The sequence below is a fragment of the Enterococcus sp. C50 genome, from assembly GCF_040887505.1.
Classification (GTDB): Bacteria; Bacillota; Bacilli; order Lactobacillales; family Enterococcaceae; genus Enterococcus_B; species Enterococcus_B thailandicus.
Genome location: NZ_JBFOFW010000001.1, coordinates 170,270 through 192,065, shown reverse-complemented (window position 1 = coordinate 192,065; position 21,796 = coordinate 170,270). Strand labels below are relative to the sequence as shown.

Below are 21,796 nucleotides of genomic sequence, written 5' to 3'. Positions count from 1 at the left end.
GTGTTCAAACTTTTCGTACCATCAACGGGATTAGAAATTCATAGTTGATAAAGAAATCAATAACTGAACGATGGTATTCACCAGAAGAAACAAACAACGCTGTCTGCTCCCCTTCTTTAGATACCGTCAGTGATTGTCCCTTATCAAGCAAGACTTCATAAGCATCTTCACCCAGTTTTTCCATATCGTATTGCGGATGATTCATCGCAACGATAAAGATATCATCTAGAACTTGTTCCGTTAATTCGAATTCACTTTGCAAATTCAAACGTAAAACTTTTGTATTATCTAAAAGTGTTTCGTTGACAGTAAAGCCAAGTTGTCGAGCATGCTCCAATAACTGATTCAATTTGTGATTAAAAATCGTCATTTGTCCAACTGAAAAAACACGTTCAACTGACCAATAACGAATAAGCGCTAAAACTTGGTCATCCTTCACGTCGATTGTCATTGTTTCTGGAGAAATTTTTAAAAGGTTGATTGCATCCACCTGATAACGTTCATCAATCGTTGGCAACGCAAAAGAGAAAATCAAGTTTGCTGAATCATCCAACGCGTAATTAATTGAAAAATGACGTGTTTCCCAAGTATCATAGGTCGTTCCTGACAATTCTAGCCCAATATCATTTAAAGGTTTTAACAATTCATAGGCAAAGTACTCAACCAAGCTCGTCTTAGCAATCGGCGAAATTGGTTCACCGGCTAAAATATATTGCTGATACGCACCCAGCAACTCAGAAAAGCCAGATTCAATAAAAGCTTTACGCATTCTTAAATCAGCAAGCTGTGTTTCAGCCTCATGAATCATTTGAACGATTTCTTGGTGGTCTTGTTCTTTTCCACTCAGGTAAGACTGGTTATCAGCTAACTCTTGTTCTTTTTTTGCAAGCGTTGTATCAGCTGTCATTTGAGGAACGATTTTTTCTTTTTCATGAATCTTTGTTCCTTCAGTTGCACTTTCTAATTCCACATCATCATCTGATTCTGTCAAAAGTTCAGCGGTTGTTTCATCTGTTACTACTTCTTCCATAGGAACAACTGTTGTTTCTTCGTTCTCGATTTCTGAAGGTTCAACTACCTTTTCTGCTTCCTCTTTTTCGTACTCGCTCATTCTTCCAAACCTCCTTCATCAAGGATTGCCGCTTCCGGGTTTTCACTACCAAGATAGCTCATTAAAAACTGATGGATAGCTGGTCCAAAGTTTTCCCTTCCACCAAAGTAACGCGCAATTTGGCGTTGTTCTTTTTGAACGATTGCCGCTTTTAGTTGATCTGCTTTTGCTTGTCGCATCATGGCTTCTTTTTGTTTTTGAATTTTAGCTGGTTCATCAATATAAGGTAACCAACCTAGCTTTTCATTTTCATAAACTTGTTTTTCTTTTGCCAATGCTTCAATTTCTTCATCAATTTTTTTTCGGTTTAAGAACCCCTTTGACTCTTCTAAAGCAGCAATTTTTTTGTTATATGTTCCGATTTCTTCATCAAGACGTTCAATTTCCGTTTGCGCAGTAATTACTTTTGCATCTAACTCATTTAATTCATGGCTGTAATCTACCACTTCCCCTTGTGAGTATTGCTCCCACTCGGCATCAATTTGTGGTAAAACAAAAATTTCCGGCAAACTGGCATCAATCGCAATCGTTGGGCGCTCATGATAGTACGTCCCAATTTTGTAATAACTTAAAGTAGGTGACATTTCATCTACCAGTTCCATAAAAGGAAATTGTTGTAAGAATCGATCTTGGATTTTTCGCATAAGTAATTGGTCAATTTCATGGTTCTCATTTGAGCTTCGTTTTAGCTCATCATTTAAATGACTATTATATAGTCGATAAATTTCAGGAATGTTTTCTTCACGTACTGCTTGTTCAAATGCTTGTAGATCTCCCAGCAATTGAGATAAGTTTGTACTTGCTTTTTGTTTAATATCATCAAAAGATGACTCATCAGTATGTTTATCCATATCTACCGTTTCAGGTTCATGGTGTTCTTCTGTAATAGAATCTTTCATATTTTTACCTCCTTGCATTCATTTGATAACTTAATAGTACCATTTTCTTCAAAAAATTGTTACAAAATGGGGCACGACAGAAACGAATCACTCATTCATTTAGCAAAAACGTAAAAAAACAAAAAAACTGTGACAAAAGTCAAGAGACCCATGTCACAGCTCTAAACAGAGTAAGAGAAATGCACACTTGCAACAACTCTTCCTATTCTGCTTTCATCAATCAAGGATTGTTTTATTTGTTAGGCAGTTCGCGGGTCGTGAAATGAATGCGTTGTTGTTCATCGCGAGTTAGTAAGGTTTCTTCATTTAAGTATGAAAGTCTAAGCTCACCTAATTCAGGATTTTCCAGCATTTTTTCATAACCAGTAAAAATCGAACGGATATAATTCTTATAAGCGTTTTTCTTCTTTTGTCTTTTTTTCATAGGACACCTTCCTTATCAAAAATATCATACCAATGAATAGCTGCATAGACAAGATAGAATCGAAAAATTGAGTGAAACATTTATTATTTTTTGTAATAACCGATTGCTTTTAGTGGAAATCACTACATAATCAAAACAAACAACATTCTTTTCTTCGAATTTTCTCACGAAGGTTGACGAATCCGTCAAAAAATGAAAAAATGCTTTAGTACTTAAGGAGGGAATCTAGTGAAAAAAATCGGTTTTGACTCAGAAAAATATATCGAAGAACAATCTACTTATATTTTGGAACGAGTAAATCACTATGACAAATTATATTTAGAATTTGGTGGGAAATTAGTTGACGACAAGCATGCAAAACGTGTATTACCTGGTTTTGAAGAGGATGCTAAAATCAAATTGCTACAAAAATTGAAAGATCAAGCAGAAATTTTGATTTGTGTCTATGCTGGCGACATTGAACGTAATAAAATCCGTGGCGATTACGGAATCACTTATGATATGGATATCTTACGTTTGATTGACGAGCTACGTGGCTATGGTCTAATGATCAACAGTGTCGTTATCACTCGCTACAATGGTCAACCAGCAACGAAAGTTTTCATCAATAAACTTGAACGTCGTGACATTAAAGTCTACACGCATTCAGAAATTGAAGATTACCCTGTTAACGTGGATAAGATTGTTTCTGAAGATGGATTTGGCAAGAATGCTTATATTGAAACGACAAAACCAATCGTTGTTGTAACAGCACCTGGTCCCGGTAGCGGAAAATTAGCGACTTGTTTGAACCAACTTTATCATGAAAGTCAACAAGGACATGCCGCTGGTTATTCAAAATTTGAAACTTTCCCAGTTTGGAATGTACCGCTAAAACATCCGTTGAACATTGCTTATGAAGCTGCGACTGTTGACTTAAAAGATGTCAATATGATCGATTCCTTCCATTTCGATGCTTACAATAAAGTAGCCGTAAACTATAATCGTGATGTTGAAACCTTCCCTGTCATCAAACGTATTATTGAAAAAATCACAGGTAAAGAATCTGTTTACTTGTCACCTACTGATATGGGTGTGAATCGTGTTGGTTTTGGTATCACGGATGATGAAGTTGTTCAAGAAGCATCTAAACAAGAAATCATTCGTCGCTATTTCCAAACAAAATGTGACTTTAAAAAAGGGCAAATTGACGAAGAAGCAGTCAACCGCATCAAATTAATCATGGAAGAAGTTGGTTTACGACCTGAAGACCGTAAAGTAGTTACTCCAGCTCATGATTATGCTAAGACAATTCAAAACCCTTCAAAAGATCCAACTGCTGTCATTGCAATTGAACTTCCAGACAATGTCATTATTACTGGACGTACGGGTCAATTGATGGATGCTTCCTCAGCTGTCATTTTGAATGCCGTGAAGCATCTTGCTCATATCGCTGATGATATTCCTTTACTTTCACCATTGATTTTAGAAACAATCCAAGGAATGAAATCACAAGCTTTGCATTCTTCAATTGATAAATTAACGATCAACGAAGTCTTGATTGCTTTATCCATTAGCGCAGTAACGAATCCAATTGCCCAAGTTGCTTATGAAAAACTCGGTGAATTAGATGGTGCCCAAGCGCATTCAACTGTTATGATGAATAAAAATGATGAACAAACATTGAAGCAACTAGGAATCGATTTAACCTGTGCTCCAGTTTATCCATCTGAAAACCTGTATTATCAATAATCAAGTTTTGAACGAAACTTGTCAAAACCATATTGAACTTTCTTGTTCGATATGGTTTTTTTATGCTCGAAAACACTCATCATTTTAAAACTTTTTTTTAGAATCAAATGGTTTTTATGTTGTATCCGCTTCACTCTAAAAAAACAATGAAAGTTTAATTGAAAGGTTAGTATTTCGTTATGAAAACAGGTAAAATTAGACGGAATTTTGTTAGGAGTGATTTTTTGAGTTATTTGTTAGGAATTATCGGTTTAATACTAGTTTTAGCAGTTGCTTTTTTCATTAGCAGTAATAAAAAAGCAATCAAATGGAAGCCACTACTTGTTATGTTTGTGCTTCAATTAGTTTTTGGTTTTGTGCTTTTGCGAACCTCTGCAGGTCATGCAGTTGTTTCTGTTTCAGCTAAATTGTTCGACCATTTACTAGCCTTTGCAGGCGAAGGCGTCAACTTTGTTTTTGCTGGTGTCGCAAATAAAGGAAGCTTCCCTTTCTTCTTAAATGTTTTGATGCCAATCGTCTTTATTTCAGCAATTATTGGGATTTTACGTTATATCAAAATCTTGCCTTTATTTATGAAAGCAGTTGGTCTTGGTTTAAGCAAAATCAATGGTATGGGGAAATTGGAATCATATAACGGGGTTGCCTCTGCTATTTTAGGACAATCAGAAGTGTTTATTTCCATTAAAAAAGAACTACCTTTTCTGTCTGAAAAACGTTTGTTCACAATGAGCGTTTCCGCGATGTCAACAGTTTCAATGTCAATCGTCGGTTCTTATATGGCGTTGATTGATTCTAAATATGTGATTACTGCACTTGTTTTAAATTTACTTGGTGGTTTCATTATGGCTTCGATCGTCAATCCTTATGAACTCGATCAAAAAGAAGACGAGTTGATTATTGAAGAAGACAAAAATCAAACATTTTTCCAAATGCTTGGTGAATATATTTTAGATGGATTTCATGTTGCAGTGACTGTTGCAGCGATGCTGATTGGTTTTGTTGCATTGATTGCAATGATCAATGCTATCTTCAACGGATTATTTGGCATTACTTTCCAAGAAATCCTTGGATACATCTTTGCCCCACTTGCTTTTATCAGTGGTATTCCTTGGAATGAAGCAGTTGATGCTGGGAGTATCATGGCAACCAAATTAGTTACCAATGAGTTTGTCGCGATGACTGAACTTTCAACTGGAAACTTCCATTTCACAGAAAGAACGACAGCCATCTTATCTGTTTTCTTAGTTTCATTTGCAAACTTCTCTTCTATCGGAATTATTTCTGGTGCAATGAAAGGATTGAATGAAGAAAAAGGAAATTTGGTCGCAAAACATGGCTTGAAAATCTTGCTGACTGCAACCTTAGTCAGCTTCCTTAGCGCTATCGTTACAGGTTTATTAGTTTAAATTAGCCAAACACAAGAGGTTAAAACCATTCTGTTTAGCTCATCATGCAATTAGATTAACTAAAAAGAAAGAGACTGAGAGAAAACTTTCCCCAGTCTCTTCTTTTCATTTTAAGCGTCATTGGGTTATATTATTAACTAATAAGGAGGTACACTATGACCCATTGTTATGTAATTATTGGTCCATCAGGTTCAGGGAAAACTTCGTTAGCTGCTTCCGTTTTTCGTCCAGATCAAAAAATCATCACACACACTAGTCGCTCAAAGCGTCCTAGTGAACAGAACGAAAAAGATTACTACTTTATCTCTAAAAAAAGATTTCAAGAAATGATTTCAGATGGTGCATTTGCTGAATGGGACGAATACGCAGGAAATTACTATGGCTCTAGTAAACTAGAAATCGAAAATCGACTAAAAAAAGCTGATTGTTACGCTGTACTAACAGCTTCTGGTTTTTGGCGACTTCATGAAATTTTTGGAGAGCGCATTCGCCCCATCTTCATCTCGATTTCAAAAGAAACTTTGCAAAAACGTTTAGAAGATCGAGGGGATTCTCAAGCTGAGCGTTCAAAACGACTAGCGCTTTTTGAACGTGACCAAGAAGAACTACAGCGCCTAACCAGTATTCCCACCCTTGCAATTATTTCAAATGACACAACTTTCGAGTCAGCCCAGCGGCAACTCGTAAAAGTTTTACAGGAAAACACTTCAAGATAAATGTTTCCAATTATACTTTGGTTATTTGCTAAACAAAAAGAAATCAGACACACAATCTGATTTCTTTTTGCTTGTATTCAAAGGAGAAAATACGATTTACTTTTATTCACCAATGATTTCCTACTAAATCACCAACTGATAAGCCAGTCTTTCCCCATGTTCAAATGGAAATTCAATCATTCCTCGATAATTGAAGCCTGCTGCTAAAATTGTTTTTTTCATTGGTTCATTGGTCGGATACGTGTCAATTCGGATATCTTTGACTCCTTGGATTGCCGCAATTGTTACTAAATGTTTCAGTAAATTTTTCCCCAAGCCTTTTCCTCGAACTGTTGGATCAATTGCAACTCGATGAATCGATAAATAACTTGATGTGACTTCTTCCCACGAACCATCAATCGCTGTATAAACAGGATCAACACCTGAAACTAAAGCTGCTGTGCCAACGATCTGTTCCTCATCAATCAAAACAAAGCTTTCCTCTTTTTCACTATCCATTAAAATGATTTCTTTGGTTGGGCCTTGCCCATTTTGCCATTGTGGCAATCCTTGTGTTGCTAAAAATTGCGTTGCCGCCTGAATGATTTCCATCACTTTTTCGATGTCTTCAGGTCTTGTTTTTCTAAGGTACATCTTCATTGCCTCCTGTAGGTTCCCTTTTATTGGTCTAGTTCTTGTAAGCGATTGGTCTGTGTCACTTCTTTCAGCCAGTTTGTTGGATGCTCCACCAACTGACTCATTAGCTCTAAGTGATGCAGTAAGGACCATTTTTTTAATACCCCTAAGCCCGGAAATTTTTGCTTTTTTTCTAATAACAAAAGCTCGATCATTCCTGAAGTAATCAGCAGTTGGTTTTGATTGCGCCAAACCCAATTTTTCATTTTTGTCGCTGCTTCGAAGAATTTGACTGCTTGATCTTTTGCAGACTCATTACTATCAGAAATGAAATGTTTCACCCGGATATTCCCGTAAGCATCAACGTAGGTTAAATGAATGCCTAACGCACGACTAGGATACCCTTTATCAAAATAACGACTACCTTCAATCGTAAAATCAGCAAAACCAACATAGCCGTCTTCTTGATGAAATAAGTAATCGTCACTAAAAAAATCATCTGGCTTTTCAGCATAGTTTTCGACATATTTTTTTGTTTGAAACGAATCCCGTAAAATGATTTTATTTTCTGGTAGCCAAATTCGCAAGCGACTCTTATCAGGAATAACGAATTTTGTTTCATTATTTGCCAATTTTTTCCAGCTTGCTGATTCTCTTAAATAGTACTGTCCATCAAAAATCAGCCATTCAGGAGGATTGTTCACAATCTCTTGGAAATTTTGTGGTGTCAAAATCAGCCCATGCCGAATGGAACTCTTCTGCGTTTCAGTCCACGGGTGTAGATGTTCTTGAAATAATTTAAATTGACCTACCTGTGGATTATCAATCACGATTAACGGTTGTTTTTTCTTCTGGAAAAGTTCAACAACATTTTTTAGTGTCGCAGAATCTCGTACTGGTTCAATGATTGGCTGAACTTTAGTTGATAAAACATTACGATTAATCGCTTCTTTTAAGGCTAACAAATCAAATTGTTTTCCACGTAAATAAGGATAATACATAAGATCACTCCAATGGCTCAGTTGGTAAACGTCGAATTTGTTGTTGGTGGCGTAGGTATTCATAATCTTGTTGCAAGGCAAGAACCTCTTCTTGTAATTCTTCTACCGCTTGATTATTTAAATCTTCCATGAAACGTTCATAATAACGTTCAGTCGAAAATGGACTTTGTTCATCTGAACGTCTTTTTAATTCTTTATATAATTGTTCAGTCGGAAAATATCTAACCCCTCGTTCCATTTGTTTCGCTTTTCGAACTTCTCTAAATAGTGAAGCCATAAAACGGTTGGTCAATGCTGTTTCCGGTACTGACAGTTCTTTTTTTGTTGCTTTTTTGGCAATTGCAAACGTTCCTGGTGCAGGCATTTCTTCTGCCGAGACATAAGGTCGGTAAACAAAAACACCAATTTCAGCCGGAATCTCTGACTGAACAATTTCGTAGAGTTCCTGAGGCAACACAAAATAATTATAGTGTCCAACAAATGAGAGCTTCGCCGCTGAACGAAAGTCTGCTTTTGTTACTTTTAATTCATAACAACGCCATTCACGCGTTCCATCAGTTTTTGTTAGACAACATAACGTATCCACAATTCCTTGTTCTTCTGGCATCGTCACCTCTTCTACCACAATCCCACCTTGTTCAAGACAATAGTAGTAAAGTGACTCCTCCATATCAATTGTTAAGGATGTTTTCATCTTCTCGCCTCCGACACGAACGTATTTTCGCCTAATCATCTTGTTTATTTTACACAACGATAATCAAAAAGGCTAGTTATTTCTCTACTTAACAGTAAATCAAAAAAGGAGTGCAACAGCTAGTGCCACACTCCAACGAACTTTTCTCAACATATTTGATTAACGAACTGCTACTGCCATACCAGTTACATTAAACGCATTCTCATAAGTACTCGCATTAATCCATTTTGCACCAAAGACAGGATCGACAACATGATATGCACCATTTTTGAACCCATCGACTAATACCACATGTCCATTCCAAACGGCGCGTCCCCAAGGCATTTGTTTGAATTGCGGCGAAGCATAATTATACGTGATCCAAGTAACAACTGGATTTCCTTTACGAATCTCATTCTTAATTCCAGCCGTTCCTTTTCCGGAAATATTTGCTGTATTTCCACCTACTTTTTTCGCCCATTGGACGACCGGATCAGCCATCATTCCTTGATAAGTACCAGAAACATTATGACGCCATTCACCAGAATATCCATGATATGGATTATTATCATTTGCACGTGGCATCGAGTTAACGAAAGTCAATAAGTCTTGATTCGTAACTCCTTTATAACGTAACCCTTGTAGTAATGACGCACCTTCACACAACATCGTATTTCCTTGCCAAACAACAGGCACATTCAATAGTTTTTCTTCGCTTGGGGTTTGGGCGCTATTCGGCATTGCATACCAGCCAACACCTTCGATTTTCCACCCTTGTTTGCTGATGATATTTTTTTCATTGTTGTCTAGCGTATAATGATGCCAATTCACTTTTTTACTATATAAACGTGTAACTGGTACACCATTAGCACCACTGTAAGAATAAAAAGCGATCCCTTCATAGGTCCAGCCAGTATGGGAAATCTTATCTCTTTCTCCTGCATCGATCGTATAAAAATGTTCACCATTATAGCGATTGTATAAACGATATACGGGCGATCCACTGGTTGGGGCTTCCCATGCCACACCTTCGTAATTCCAACCAACACGTTTCAAATTATCTCTTTCCCCCGTACTACGTGTGTATAAATGCTCACCACTATATTTATTGAAAAGGCGATACATTGGAATGCTACCTGTACTAGTTGTTGCTACTTCTTCTGTCTGCGCATGTCCTGTCTGTATACCAATTGCGAAAAGCAAGCCAAGCCCTAACAAAGTAAATCCTCTTTTCTTCACGTTTATCCCCCAGTTCATTCAATTATTTGCACAAAAATTGTAGCACGAAACACATCATGACAAAAACTTATTCGAAAAAGACTCTTTTTTTCTCATTCTTGCAGGAAGATTGTGCGAAAAATAACTTCTTCTCAAGAAAATTATCTAACAGGAAGAATGAAATAGCAATTTTTTATAAAAAAAGAAGCTAGGATCATTTTCTATCCCAACTTCAGTTATTATTTATTCATGTTCATTGGATCAAACGATTGGCATAATGCTTTTCTAATAGTTGTTGGACTTTCTCAATTCCAATACAAATCAGCCAATAAACCAAAGCGACTAAAATATACAACGAAAAATAGTCAAATGTCCGCCCACCAATGATTTTTGCTTTTTGAAAAATTTCTGGAACGGTAATCGTTGCTGCCAAAGAAGTCCCTTTCACCAAATCCATCGCTACGTTACTTAGTGCAGGAATCGAGATGCGAAAAGCTTGCGGCAACACAATATAACGCAAAACACCCAAAAAAGAAAAACCACCAGCCAAGCCAGCATCCCATTGTCCTTGAGGCACACCAGCTAACGATCCACGATAAATCTCACCGAGAAAAGCACTACTTGTAATCGTAAAACAAATAATCGATGCTGTCACGGCACTCAGTTGATACGGTAAGCCAAAATACAGTAAAAAAAGTAATACTAATGCAGGAACTCCCCGAAAAAAAGAGAGATAAAACCGGACGAACCAACGAATAGGTCGCCAGCGAACTAACCCGAGTATTGTTAATAAAATCCCAATAACATTGCCTAATAAGAAAGAAAGGACCCCGATTCCTAACGTATAAGTCAGCCCTTGTAAAACAAAGGGGATAGACTGCCACATTAGAAGAAAATCAATTGCGGGAAAATACATTATTCACTCACCGTCTCAGCAATTTCTTCTTTTGGTTTCACTGAAACATCGGTTTGGAAATAACCTTCAGAAATTGTTTTCAATGTCCCGTCTTCTTTCATTTGCTTAAGTGTTTCGTTCACTTTTCCTTCTAAAGCATCATGCCCTTTTTTAAACAAAAAGCCACTACTATTTGCATTGAAATAAACGTTTTCCAAAATTTTAACTGGAATATCTGGTAACGCAGCTACAGACATCTTTTGTAAGTAATAATCATTTAAGATCACATCTGTTCGTCCATTAGCAACATCTGTTAGATATTGATCATTCGTCGCGTTATCATAAGTAACTAATTCTGCACCATATTTTTCTGCTAATTTCATATAACTTGTGTTAGGTTCACCGGCAGCTTTCTTTCCTTTCAAATCTTCTAAAGAAGCAATCCCAGAATCATCTTTTTGACGCACGATCATACTGTCAAAAGAATATTTGATTGGATCAGATAAAGAGAATTTTTTCTCCCGTTCTTTTGTAATCCCAAAATCATTTGCTGCAAAGTCAACTGCTTGCTTAGATACAGCAGTAATTTGGCCATCAACATTGTACTCTTTAAACGAGATATCAACACCCAAACGCTTCGCTACTTCTTTTGCTACGTCAACATCATAACCAACTAATTGATTATCATCGTTATAATAAGATGCTGGGAACAGTGTTCCTGAAGTCGCAACAACCATTTCTTTCTTATCTTCCACTTGCTTTAAACTATTATCTTCTGACGTTTTAGAACTTCCTTGGCCGCAAGCTGCTAAGGCGAATAAACCACTGACTAAAATAATTGCAAAAACTGACTTTTTCATTTTTTCCTCCTACGAATCACACACTATTGAACATTTTTCGGTAAATAAAATTTTTGATTTTCTTCAAATAACTTTCCTATAGTAAATAAAAGATCTTCGCGACCTCTAGCCGCCATAAACTGAATTCCTAATGGCAACCCTTCAGCAGTTAGATGTGTTGGCAAACTGATACCTGGTTGTCCAGTTAGATTGGCTAACTGAGTATAAGGAGTAATCTGCAAACTTTCCTCAAACATTTCCGTAACAACATCAAATGCTTGTTTTTCCGACAGTTCAGAAACTTGACTCATCTTCTCGCGAATCAGATCACTTTGTAAATCTTTTGCTATTTCTGGAGCTGAGAACGCAGTCGTTGGTGAAAGAAACAGATCATACTCTTGGAATAATTCTTCCATTGTTACCGCTGCACGATCCCAAACATGCAAGGATTCAATATAAGTAGCAGCAGCGATTTTTTTCCCATATTCTAGTAACGTCCATGAAATCGGTTCTAATTCTTCTTGTCTGACCGACCGTTTAAGACTTCCCTCAATCGAAGTAATCATCGCTGCCGTTTCAGCAGCATTCATTTGATAATAAGAATTAATCAAGTGACGACCATCCAATGGATAAGTAACTTCTACTACGTCATGTCCTTGCTCAACTAAAAAATCTACCGCATGTTTTATCGCTTGTTTTGCTTCTTCACTAATTGTTGAACCAATCGGTGAGGCAGAACAAACCGCTACACGCAACGTTTTTTTCTCTGGATGTGTTTGCCATTCTGCTGGTGATGCTTGATAAGGCGCACCTGAAGCAGTCCCACGTAAACCATAAAATAATGCTTCCGTATCCCGCATAGAAATCGTTAACCCAAAATCAATTGCTGCTCCTTGCCAACCACGCCATGCATAAGGTCCCACAGGCATCGTTCCTCTTGAAGGTTTTAGCCCAATCAGACCACAAAAGGAAGCCGGAATTCGAACAGAACCACCACCGTCACTTGCTCCCGCCATAGGCACAATGCCGGCTGCTACAGCCGCTGCTGCGCCACCACTTGAACCACCGGGTGAATGAGCAACATTCCATGGATTTCTTGCTGGACCATGAAGTACAGGATCTGTGATGTTTTTAAAGCCGAATTCGGGTGAATTCGTTTGTCCAAACGGCAACAAGCCAAGCGATTCAATTTGTCGAACATAGTTTGAATTCATCGAAGCATGATGATCTTGGAACAAAACAGAACCAGATGTCGCCAACCAACCTTTTTTCTCTTGCCCTAGCATCTTCAACGGAAAAGGAACTCCCGCTAATAATGAATCAGTCTTTTTTTGAGGCAAATCAGTAGTAGCAAATGTCACAAAAGCATTTAATTCGGGATTCAGTTTTTTTGCTTTTTTCGCTGTTTCTTCAAGAAACTCTTGTTGGCTGAATTGCTTCTCTTTCAATGCTTGAGATAGATAGATCGCATCTTTCATTTTAGACCCTCCTTTTTTCCCAAGTTATTCTCCCATAAGTTTCTATACAAAACAATGAATACGCTTGCACATTTGTGCACAAACTTTTAAACAATAAAAAAGTTGGGCATCACTTTCATCCGTGACTAAACCCAACTTTAATTCGCAATTATTTTTGACTTACTTCACTCTTCTTGTATTGATTTCTTTCACTTTAGCTAAATCAACTTTTGGTTTTCGATCCGTAGTTAACAGTCCGTTTACCTCTTGCTCAACATCTGTCAATTGTGTATAACAGTACCCCGTAATAAATGGTAACTCCTGAATCGCTTGATGGATGGCATCAAAACGTGTCATAAATTGTTCCTCATTCCTCACTTGATTCCCATAACCCCAGTCTTCTGCCTTTTCTGTTGTGAAAGCAATCCCACCAAATTCAGAAATAATGATTGGTTGATTTTGGTACTGATACCCATCAGCGAAAGCATAAAAATCTTGATTAAACTGATGTTCATTAGTTACAAAATCTTTCTTATTTTCATACCGTGCTGTGAAACGTTCACCATATTCTTCATAATCATGTAATGTCAAAATATCAGAAATGGTATGGACCCAACCATCATTTGTAATTACTGGTCGTTGTTTATCAAAAGATTTCGTTAAATAGTAGATACTTTCAGTGAAGTGTTGTTGTCGTTGATCGTGTTCAATTCCTTTGATTCCCCAAGATTCATTAAATGGTACCCAAGTAATGATTGATGGATGATTGTAATTTTGGCGGATAATTGCTTGCCACTCATCAACAAAACGTTCCATTGCTTGATCGTTAAACAAATAAGTTGATGCCATCTCAGACCATACCAACAAACCTTTTTCATCACATAGATATAAAAACCGTTCATCTTCGATCTTTTGATGTTTTCTTAACCCGTTGTAACCCATTTCTATAATCCGATCAAGATCTACTTCCAGCGCTTCAAGCGAAGGCGGTGTGATTCCTGATTCTTTCCAATAACCCTGATCCAAAATCAATCGCTGATAGAGTTGATGATGGTTCAATAAAACTTGTCCCTTCTTGATAGAAATATCACGCATGCCGAAATAACTGGATACTTCATCTAATAAGTCACCTTCTTCAGTGAAAAGACGGAAAGTGACATCATATAAATGCGGCGTTTCTGGCGACCAGACTTTCGTTCCCCAGCAACCGTCCTCTTTGACTTTTGTTTGCAATGAAATTGGGGTGAGTGAATGAGTTAGTAATCCTCGATGTGAACTAATTAATTGTTCAGCAAATGAGACTTCCGCTTCAAATAAATAACTTCTTTTTGGATAAGTCGCCCCTTCTTTAACAAGTGGCTCAAAAACAATCTGATCGTTGGCTAAATCTGGCGTCATTTTAACTGACGCCAATCGGATTTCTGACTGCTGTTCTTCCAACCAAACCGATTTCCAAATCCCCGTTGTTTGAACATACCAGCAACCAAAATTATCCGTTAACCATCGCTGCTTTCCTCGTGGTTGGTCCTCCGCAAGCGAATCTTCTACACGAATCACCAAATGATTTTTACCGGGTAGCGCTTCCGTTAAATCAAATTCGAAACGTTCGTAAGCTCCCTGATGTGAGCCAATTTGTTTGCCATTCAACCAGATTTGGCTAAAATAATCAACGCCTTCAAATAATAAGGTGTACTTTTTTTGCTCCTCTAAATCAATTGTCTTCTCATACCATACAACAGAATGATGGGCAGGATCATTGATACCACTCAATTCTGTTTCATAAGTGAAAGGTACAGTAATCGGAACGGTATTGGGAATTCCTTTGTACCATTGGTGTTGGATTCCTTGATTGTCATCATCAAATTGAAATGCCCAAGTTCCGTCAAGCAAAGTCCAATTTTTTCGAATGAATTGTGGGCGTGGGTGTTCTCGTCGAAGGTTATTCATATTCTGCCTCGTTTCTCCATTGATTTTTAATAGAAATGCGTTCTGGATGATATTGATCGTTAATTTCCTTAATTTTCTTTAAAGAAACTTTTGCTTGTCGATCATAAGTAAGCAAGCCATTAATTTCTTGTTCTACATCTGTTAACTGCGTATAACAATAACCCCATAATGCTTTAGATTCATAAACTGCTCGCATAATCCGACTATAATCCGCAAGAAATTGTGTGCCGTCATTTACGGAAGTATAACCCCATCCTTTTTGACCTTGCACCTGATAGCCGATACCCCCAAATTCAGTCAACAAAATCGGTTGATTCTGATAGGTAAATCCTTGAGCAAAAATTGCCCATTTCCCTGGTGGATGGTTGATCAATCCATCAACGCTTGCTAAACTTCGTTTAAAATGATTGTATTTTTCAGTTTCAGTTTCCTCACCATGATTATAATTGTGAATCGCGCAAATATCTGTTTCAGTCATTTCCCAACCATCGTTAGAAATAACCAAACGAGTTGTATCTAACGCATGCAAAAAGTTGTAGATGCTTTTAGAAAAACTTTGTTGTTGCGTATTCAAATGGATTTCCGGAATCCCCCAGCTTTCATTTAGCGGAACCCACGTTACGATGGACGGATGATTATAATCACGTTCAATAATCTCGACCCATTCTTTGGTCAGCCTAGAAGCCGCGTCTGACGTATAAATAGGCGCGGATGCACATTCTCCCCAAACGAGAAAACCTAGCTGGTCTGCCCAATATAAAAATCGTGGGTCTTCCACTTTCTGATGTTTTCGACAACCGTTAAATCCCATTTCCTTCGCTAACTCAATATCCTTGATCAATGCTTTATCATCGGGAGCTGTCAGTAATCCCGTAGGCCAATAGCCTTGGTCTAATACTAACTTTTGATAATAGGGTTGATTATTTAAGAAAATCATTCCGTTTTCAACATGAATTTTACGCATCCCAAAATAACTAGTTACTTGATCCAACACTTCTTTCCCATCAACTAATTCAAAACGAATATCAAACAGATTTGGGTTTTCAGGCGACCAAGTCCACCCATGGTCATGAAAGTTGGTACGGAAAATTTTTTGATTATAAATATCAATCCAACGTTTGGTGAAAGTTGAAAAAATGGTTAGCTGATCTTCACAAATTACGATATCTTTAAACGAAATTTGATAGCGCAACGTTCGGCCAACAGCCGCAGCTGGTACGGTGAGCGCAAGACAGACATTTCCTTGGTCAATGTCTGGTGTTAATTCGATCTTTTCGAGATGTTCTTCTGACACCTCTTCCAACCAAACGGTTTGCCAGATCCCTGTGCTATTCGTATACCAAATGCCTCTTGACTCTGCTTCCCAAAATTGTTTTCCTCTTGGAATCGTTTCATCGTCGTGCGGGTCCCAAGCACGGACAACTAAACTTTGTTCTCCTGTTATTAAAAAGTCAGTAATATCAAATGAAAATGACGTTTGCCCACCAAGATGATTTCCAACATAACAACCGTTAACATAAATATCCGCTCGATAATCCACTGCACCAAAATGTAAGAAACATCTTTTTTGTTCCCGTTTTTCCCAAGAAAATGTTCGCTGGTACCAGACAACATCATGAATTTGACGTTGGTTGATCCCACTTAACTCTGATTGATAAACAAATGGTACTTCAATTGTTTGATCAAGTTTTTCAGGTGTACAATACCACCTTTCTTTTATTCCAATGTTTTCATCATCAAAAGCAAATGACCAGACTCCGTTCAAATTGACAAAGTGTTCACGGACAAATTGCGGACGAGGATACTCTTCACGCATCATATTTTTAACTCCCAACTAAGATTTTTGAACGTTCAATTTAATTCCCTTATTTCTAGCAAGTAAAATAATTCCTGCTGTCATTCCTAACGCCAAACTAATGATGTCCAGAATCAAATAAGAGAATAAGCCTTGAACTAATAAGTACACACCTATTTTTATATTCACCTGATTGTCTTTTACATATCGTTGGCTAATGACTAAATTTGCTAATCCTAAACCAATCAATAACGTGCCAAACGTACAGACAAATAAGAAAACATTCCCAAATAATGCATCAATTGCCTTCAATTGTGCTAAATGACTTTCGACCATACCAGAAAAGATTTGTTGCTGGTACAAGCCATAAATTCCGATTGTTACTACCCCATCAAGGATTTGCCAGATTCCCATCATTCGAATCAATTGTCGTTCTCTTTTTCGTTCCATTTTCTCTTATCCTTTCACACCAGCAGATAAAGACATCGACTGTAAAAAATATTTTTGAGCAAATAGGTACAAAATAAAAGTCGGAATAATCGCCACCAAAGCGCCCGCCATCAACAAGGTTGGTTGCGCTTGGTACATGCCTTGTAAAAGTTGTAACCCTGAAGTGATCGGCATTTTTTCAATATCATTAAATACGATGGATGGCCACAAGAAATCATTCCAAGAACCCGTAAAGGCAAATAACGCTACTACTAATAACACTGGTTTAATCAAAGGTAAAATAATTCTACGGAAAATCGTCCATTCGCTCGCACCATCAATCTGTGCGGCTTCATCAAAGTCTTTTGGAATATTATCCATAAACTGCTTAACTAAGAAAATGTTGAATACACCAGCTGCTCCTGGGACAATCATTGCCAATGGCGTATTGACCCAACCTAAAATATCAACGATTTTATAAAGTGGAATCAAATTCACTACACTCGGAAACATCATCGTTGCTAGCAAAAAGGAAAAGAGTCCATTTTTACCTCTAAAACTTAAACGGCTATAAGCAAACGCCGAAAATGAGACGACAACTAACACCAAAAGAGTATGAGAAACAGAGATGAATAACGAATTAAAGAACCATTTAACTAACGGTGTACTTGAATTATTCACTAAAAGTTCTGTGTAGTTCGTTAAGACCCATTCAATTGGTAATAACTTAAACCCCGCTGTCATCAGCTCCATCTCAGATTTAAATGATGTCAACACACCATACAGTAATGGAATCATCCAAACAATTCCCATCACAAGCAAAAAGCAAAATGCCATTAGTTTAGACATTGACTTTTTCTTCATCTTGTCTCCCCCTACTCTTTTCGTAAAAACTTAAATTGAATCGCAGAAACGACCATGATACAGAGACCTAAAATGACTGCCATCGCAGATGCCATTCCGGCAATTGATTGTCCTGAACCAAACGCATTTTGTTGGATATACATCAATAAGACTCGCGTTGAGTTGTTTGGTCCACCACCTGTCAACATTAGCGGTTGTCCGTAAACATTAAACTGTGCAATCGTTGTCATTACTACGGTATATAAAATCTGTCCTCTGATTGCTGGCAAAGTAATTTTAAAAAATTTTTGTAACGTCGTAGCGCCATCAATATCGGCTGCCTCGTAAAAATCTTTTGAAATGCCATTTAATGCTGCTTGATAGATAATCATATTTCCACCAATTGTCCACCAAACTGTTACAACCACTAACGCAATCCAGGCATAGGGCTGTGTCCCAGTCCAAGGAATGTCAGATTGTAAAATCGTGTTGATTGGACCATAGTTGACATTAAAAATTAGCGTCCAAATGATTACTACGGCAGAAATGGCAAAGAGTGATGGTAAATAAAACAGTGATTGAAATAGTTTTGCTAATTTTGGTTTCGTATTTAATGCTGCTGCTAAAATCAACGGAACGATAATACAGCTCGGCACTGAAAACAGAACAAATAAAAATGTATTTTTTAACCCAATCCGCAATTGTTCATAAAAAGTAGACTGTTCATTAAACAAAAGATCTTGATAATTAGCTAAGCCAACAAATGTCGGCGAGTTGAATAAGTCCCAGTCTGTTAAAGAAATATACAAACCAAAAATGACAGGTAGTAAGAAAAAAATTGTAAAAATCGTTAAGTGTGGTGCCAAGAACATCCAAGGCAGCCATTTCTTTTTCTTGATTACCTTGCCTGTACTTGACATCGTTTCCGTAGAAGTCATCATAACTGCGCAATCCTTTCTTGAATCAAAATAACTTGTGAAAAAATTTATTTATTGGAACTATCCTTGGCAATTTTATCGACAACTTCTTTTTGCATCCCTTTCGTGAAATCAGCCACCGACTGTTTCCCAAAAATCGTATCAAAACCATGCGCATCAATGTACTCTGAAACATAACCATTATATTTATAGTCAAAGATTGAAAGTGTTGCTTGTTGTTCAGGTGTTTCAATGAAGAATGATTGTGGCATCTTTTGGTATTCTTCATTCTCTAAAATTGCTAACGTTGCTGGATTTTGCCCCGCTTTTGCCCACTCAAGTGAATTCGTCCGCAACCAATTGATAAATTCCATGATTCCTTTTGTTTTCTCATCGGAACGATCTTTGTTCTTGAACATCACAAATTGATGGGAAGATGCCCAATTGACTATTTTACTTGCGTCAGCTGTTAGTTGTGGTGAATTGGTCAATCCCCACTCAAATTTTGCATCTTTGATATTATTTTGTAGCCAAATGCCTTCTGGGAAAAAGAGTAGTTTTCCAGCTAAGTATAATTGCGTTGGGTCTTCCCCATCTTTTGTTGTAACTCCAGCTTGATATAAATCAGCCCATGCATTCATTGCTTCCTTAGCCGCTGGTGTATCCAAAGTTGGTGCCGTTCCATCTTCCGTTAATTCGCCTCCCGCTTGCTTGAATGTAGATAAGTAATTGGGTTTCATCCAAGTAACAGCTACGCCTCGAACGTCATCAGCTTTTGCTTTTTCGCCTGCCTCTTTGATCTCATCAAAGGTCAAGATATTGTCATCCAGAGCATTGGGTGCATATTTTTCTAGCAGTTCTTTATTGTAATAAGTTCCCCAGTTGTGGATATCAAGTGGTAAGCTGTATCGCACACCATCCAATTCACCCAAATTCCATGCTTCAGTCACGTAATTTTCGGCTTTGACTTCGGGAAAATCAGCCAAAATTTCATCATAATTTTCTAGCATGTCGTTGTCTTTATACTGCTTAATTCGTTCTGCATGAACAATATTCAAATCCGGGATATTTTTCCCTGAGTTAACGACAGTTGGGATTTTGGTATACATATCTGTTTCTTTTAACGAGACATTTTTGATTTTATATTCAGGGTCTGTTTTGTTATACTCATCAATCATTGCCTTGACGTTTGAACTGTCCGCCCCTGTAAATGGATTCCAAAAAACGATTTCTTTTTCATTTGCCGACCCCGTACTTCCAGAACTGCCACATGCTGTTAATGTCATCAAACAAGCGCCCGTCACCAATGCCATACCTAATAATTTTTTCATTTTTCTGTCCCTCTCTCAATTTTACTAAATAGTTAATTTTCAACCGAAATTATTTTTAGGCTAATGAACCATTTAGTATTTTTTTATTTTCAACAACTAGTACATTGCTAAATTAGCATCGTATGTAAGCGCAGTCAACACTATTTTGTCAACGTTTATCAAAAACAACTATACAGTTAAATAGGTGTTGGGATATAATCGTACTGAGAGATAATCTGTTAACTTTTTAGTTAAATAGGAGATGGAAAATTATGGAACTTTCTTTAGATGAACGTTCATTGCCTGTTTTTGAATGCCTCGCTAGTGCTACCCGTTTGGAAATTTTAAAATTTATCGGGAGCGAGAAAAAAAGTATTGGTGAGATTGCGAAACATTTGGAAATCAGTAGTGCGATCACCACTAGACACATTCAAAAAATGGAAGATGCAGGTTTGATACATTCTGAGCGTGGCGTTGGTGCCAATCGAAATAAAAAAATGGTCTACCTTAAAGTCGATGATATTAATATTTGTTTTCCAGAGAAAATTTATCAAGAATTTCAACGTTATTCTACTAACCTGAAACTTGGTCATTTTACTGATTTTTCTGTTACACCTACTTGTGGATTAGCGACGATTGAAGATGTGGTTGGTAAAGCAGATGACCCAAAATATTTTATGGACGCCAAACGAGTTGATGCGTCATTGTTATGGTTCAGTAGTGGGTTTGTTGAGTATAAAATACCTAATTTATTACAAGAAAATGAAACACCTGAAATGCTTGAAATTAGTTTTGAAATTGCATCAGAATTTCCGTTATCAAATAATGTTTGGCCAAGTGATATCTCCATCTACGTGAATGATGTCAAAGTAGCTGTCTACACTGTCCCTGGAAATTTTTCAGATATTCGTGGACGCTATACGCCCGAATGGTGGAACGATAGTTTCAGTCAATACGGTCTTTTAAAGCATCTTCGCATCAATAAATTAGATACCGGAATTGATGGTGAAGCTTATTCTGATGTGACGATCGAAGACTTGAAACTACGTGAACTATCTTTTATCAAATTACGCTTTTCTGTTGAAGATGATGCCAAGCATCAAGGAGGATTAACATTGTTCGGTACTGGATTTGGGAACCACCAGCAAGATATTTTGATTACTACCTATTATTTGAAAAAGTAACTTAAACATGAAACCTTAAAACCAAAAGAGAAAACCGCTAGTAATCGTTCTTCTTTTTTTGTTGAAAGCTATTACTCATCAATTCATACAGTATGTACGTAAAAATGCTTGCTTAAAAAAAGCAGAAACCAAATCTCCAAAAATTATTTTTCAGAGTTAGGACGAAATTCACTTGCTCACCCAAGTTATATCTGCTCTTCTTTTCATCTAAACTGATTGACGGAAAAGAAAAAGACTGGAACTAATTTTGTCCCAGTCTCCCTTTTTCTAAGACTTTTTCTCGTTGGGTTCGTTCATTGTGAAGAAAAAAACATTTTTAGCGCCCAGAAAATATTCTTTGCTTTTTTTTAATTGATGTTATAATTATCTATGCTAGATTCATATAT

The 21,796-nt window shown here is 37.2% G+C and carries 20 protein-coding genes; 4 read left to right on the top strand and 16 right to left on the bottom strand.

The annotated features are described in order from the left end of the window. Positions 1-4 precede the first annotated feature (4 nt). The 3 genes from AB3I20_RS00860 to AB3I20_RS00850 form a co-directional block, all read right to left on the bottom strand. Positions 5-1,111, bottom strand: coding sequence for a hypothetical protein (locus tag AB3I20_RS00860; RefSeq protein ID WP_368026820.1), 1,107 nt, complete (start codon positions 1,109-1,111; stop codon positions 5-7). Continuing rightward, positions 1,108-2,010 carry a viral A-type inclusion protein gene (locus AB3I20_RS00855; RefSeq protein WP_270659976.1) on the bottom strand — a complete coding sequence of 301 codons (903 nt, stop codon included), beginning with the start codon at positions 2,008-2,010 and terminating at the stop codon, positions 1,108-1,110. Before AB3I20_RS00855 ends, AB3I20_RS00860 begins: the two co-directional genes overlap by 4 nt. Positions 2,011-2,242: 232 nt before the next feature. Then, complete coding sequence (locus tag AB3I20_RS00850) at positions 2,243-2,434, bottom strand: hypothetical protein (RefSeq protein ID WP_067482101.1); 192 nt, start codon at positions 2,432-2,434, stop codon at positions 2,243-2,245. A gap of 228 nt (positions 2,435-2,662) precedes the next feature. On the opposite strand from AB3I20_RS00850, the gene AB3I20_RS00845 reads away from it, so the two are divergent. The 3 genes from AB3I20_RS00845 (at position 2,663) to AB3I20_RS00835 (ending at position 6,287) form a co-directional block, all read left to right on the top strand. Further along, positions 2,663-4,165 carry a DUF1846 domain-containing protein gene (locus AB3I20_RS00845; RefSeq protein WP_067482103.1) on the top strand — a complete coding sequence of 501 codons (1,503 nt, stop codon included), beginning with the start codon at positions 2,663-2,665 and terminating at the stop codon, positions 4,163-4,165. Between the two features lie 224 nt (positions 4,166-4,389). Beyond that, entirely contained in the window at positions 4,390-5,571 is a 1,182-nt protein-coding gene (locus AB3I20_RS00840) for a NupC/NupG family nucleoside CNT transporter (protein ID WP_067482105.1), read from the top strand. Positions 5,572-5,726: 155 nt separating this feature from the next. Further along, positions 5,727-6,287: a guanylate kinase gene (locus tag AB3I20_RS00835; protein ID WP_075491144.1), complete on the top strand. Its 561-nt coding sequence runs from the start codon at positions 5,727-5,729 to the stop codon at positions 6,285-6,287. Positions 6,288-6,410: 123 nt separating this feature from the next. Here the strand turns inward: AB3I20_RS00835 and AB3I20_RS00830 are convergent, their stop codons facing one another. From AB3I20_RS00830 to AB3I20_RS00770, 13 genes are all read right to left on the bottom strand, one after another. Beyond that, positions 6,411-6,920 (bottom strand): GNAT family N-acetyltransferase, encoded by a 510-nt coding sequence (locus AB3I20_RS00830; RefSeq protein WP_067482110.1) that lies wholly within the window; start codon positions 6,918-6,920, stop codon positions 6,411-6,413. A gap of 26 nt (positions 6,921-6,946) precedes the next feature. Next, positions 6,947-7,903 carry a sce7725 family protein gene (locus AB3I20_RS00825; RefSeq protein WP_368026819.1) on the bottom strand — a complete coding sequence of 319 codons (957 nt, stop codon included), beginning with the start codon at positions 7,901-7,903 and terminating at the stop codon, positions 6,947-6,949. 4 nt (positions 7,904-7,907) lie between these two features. Continuing rightward, a complete protein-coding gene (locus AB3I20_RS00820; RefSeq protein WP_270345429.1) occupies positions 7,908-8,597 on the bottom strand; it encodes a hypothetical protein in 690 nt (229 codons plus the stop codon). Positions 8,598-8,756: 159 nt separating this feature from the next. Next, positions 8,757-9,767 carry a C39 family peptidase gene (locus tag AB3I20_RS00815; RefSeq protein WP_368026898.1) on the bottom strand — a complete coding sequence of 337 codons (1,011 nt, stop codon included), beginning with the start codon at positions 9,765-9,767 and terminating at the stop codon, positions 8,757-8,759. 280 nt (positions 9,768-10,047) lie between these two features. Further along, positions 10,048-10,710 (bottom strand): amino acid ABC transporter permease, encoded by a 663-nt coding sequence (locus tag AB3I20_RS00810; RefSeq protein WP_075491139.1) that lies wholly within the window; start codon positions 10,708-10,710, stop codon positions 10,048-10,050. Next, positions 10,710-11,549 (bottom strand): transporter substrate-binding domain-containing protein, encoded by an 840-nt coding sequence (locus AB3I20_RS00805; RefSeq protein ID WP_271027220.1) that lies wholly within the window; start codon positions 11,547-11,549, stop codon positions 10,710-10,712. The genes AB3I20_RS00810 and AB3I20_RS00805 overlap by 1 nt, the downstream gene beginning before the upstream one ends. A gap of 23 nt (positions 11,550-11,572) precedes the next feature. After that, positions 11,573-13,006: an amidase gene (locus AB3I20_RS00800; protein WP_368026818.1), complete on the bottom strand. Its 1,434-nt coding sequence runs from the start codon at positions 13,004-13,006 to the stop codon at positions 11,573-11,575. 159 nt (positions 13,007-13,165) lie between these two features. Beyond that, complete coding sequence (locus AB3I20_RS00795) at positions 13,166-14,932, bottom strand: glycoside hydrolase family 2 (protein WP_071868399.1); 1,767 nt, start codon at positions 14,930-14,932, stop codon at positions 13,166-13,168. Then, positions 14,925-16,751 carry a glycoside hydrolase family 2 gene (locus AB3I20_RS00790; protein ID WP_075491131.1) on the bottom strand — a complete coding sequence of 609 codons (1,827 nt, stop codon included), beginning with the start codon at positions 16,749-16,751 and terminating at the stop codon, positions 14,925-14,927. Before AB3I20_RS00790 ends, AB3I20_RS00795 begins: the two co-directional genes overlap by 8 nt. A 15-nt stretch (positions 16,752-16,766) precedes the next feature. After that, a complete protein-coding gene (locus AB3I20_RS00785; RefSeq protein WP_067482126.1) occupies positions 16,767-17,177 on the bottom strand; it encodes a hypothetical protein in 411 nt (136 codons plus the stop codon). Positions 17,178-17,183: 6 nt separating this feature from the next. Beyond that, complete coding sequence (locus AB3I20_RS00780) at positions 17,184-18,020, bottom strand: carbohydrate ABC transporter permease (RefSeq protein ID WP_067482128.1); 837 nt, start codon at positions 18,018-18,020, stop codon at positions 17,184-17,186. A gap of 11 nt (positions 18,021-18,031) precedes the next feature. Beyond that, positions 18,032-18,919, bottom strand: a complete 888-nt coding sequence (locus AB3I20_RS00775; protein ID WP_067482441.1) for a carbohydrate ABC transporter permease — start codon at positions 18,917-18,919, stop codon at positions 18,032-18,034. Between the two features lie 65 nt (positions 18,920-18,984). Further along, on the bottom strand, positions 18,985-20,247 hold the full coding sequence (locus AB3I20_RS00770; RefSeq protein ID WP_067482130.1) for an extracellular solute-binding protein: 1,263 nt from the start codon (positions 20,245-20,247) through the stop codon (positions 18,985-18,987). 251 nt (positions 20,248-20,498) lie between these two features. Between AB3I20_RS00770 and AB3I20_RS00765 the strand changes: the two genes are divergently transcribed. Continuing rightward, positions 20,499-21,410: a transcriptional regulator gene (locus tag AB3I20_RS00765; protein ID WP_270607590.1), complete on the top strand. Its 912-nt coding sequence runs from the start codon at positions 20,499-20,501 to the stop codon at positions 21,408-21,410. Positions 21,411-21,796 lie beyond the last annotated feature (386 nt).

Excerpts from the sequence above, each read along its gene's own strand:
- AB3I20_RS00860 (WP_368026820.1), bottom strand. The coding sequence starts at position 1,111 with ATGAGCGAGTACGAAAAAGAGGAAGCAGAAAAGGTAGTTGAACCTTCA.
- AB3I20_RS00855 (WP_270659976.1), bottom strand. The coding sequence starts at position 2,010 with ATGAAAGATTCTATTACAGAAGAACACCATGAACCTGAAACGGTAGAT.
- AB3I20_RS00850 (WP_067482101.1), bottom strand. The coding sequence starts at position 2,434 with ATGAAAAAAAGACAAAAGAAGAAAAACGCTTATAAGAATTATATCCGT.
- AB3I20_RS00835 (WP_075491144.1), top strand. The coding sequence starts at position 5,727 with ATGACCCATTGTTATGTAATTATTGGTCCATCAGGTTCAGGGAAAACT.
- AB3I20_RS00830 (WP_067482110.1), bottom strand. The coding sequence starts at position 6,920 with ATGTACCTTAGAAAAACAAGACCTGAAGACATCGAAAAAGTGATGGAA.
- AB3I20_RS00825 (WP_368026819.1), bottom strand. The coding sequence starts at position 7,903 with ATGTATTATCCTTATTTACGTGGAAAACAATTTGATTTGTTAGCCTTA.
- AB3I20_RS00820 (WP_270345429.1), bottom strand. The coding sequence starts at position 8,597 with ATGAAAACATCCTTAACAATTGATATGGAGGAGTCACTTTACTACTAT.
- AB3I20_RS00810 (WP_075491139.1), bottom strand. The coding sequence starts at position 10,710 with ATGTATTTTCCCGCAATTGATTTTCTTCTAATGTGGCAGTCTATCCCC.
- AB3I20_RS00805 (WP_271027220.1), bottom strand. The coding sequence starts at position 11,549 with ATGAAAAAGTCAGTTTTTGCAATTATTTTAGTCAGTGGTTTATTCGCC.
- AB3I20_RS00800 (WP_368026818.1), bottom strand. The coding sequence starts at position 13,006 with ATGAAAGATGCGATCTATCTATCTCAAGCATTGAAAGAGAAGCAATTC.
- AB3I20_RS00795 (WP_071868399.1), bottom strand. The coding sequence starts at position 14,932 with ATGAATAACCTTCGACGAGAACACCCACGCCCACAATTCATTCGAAAA.
- AB3I20_RS00790 (WP_075491131.1), bottom strand. The coding sequence starts at position 16,751 with ATGATGCGTGAAGAGTATCCTCGTCCGCAATTTGTCCGTGAACACTTT.
- AB3I20_RS00785 (WP_067482126.1), bottom strand. The coding sequence starts at position 17,177 with ATGGAACGAAAAAGAGAACGACAATTGATTCGAATGATGGGAATCTGG.
- AB3I20_RS00780 (WP_067482128.1), bottom strand. The coding sequence starts at position 18,020 with ATGAAGAAAAAGTCAATGTCTAAACTAATGGCATTTTGCTTTTTGCTT.
- AB3I20_RS00775 (WP_067482441.1), bottom strand. The coding sequence starts at position 18,919 with ATGTCAAGTACAGGCAAGGTAATCAAGAAAAAGAAATGGCTGCCTTGG.
- AB3I20_RS00770 (WP_067482130.1), bottom strand. The coding sequence starts at position 20,247 with ATGAAAAAATTATTAGGTATGGCATTGGTGACGGGCGCTTGTTTGATG.
- AB3I20_RS00765 (WP_270607590.1), top strand. The coding sequence starts at position 20,499 with ATGGAACTTTCTTTAGATGAACGTTCATTGCCTGTTTTTGAATGCCTC.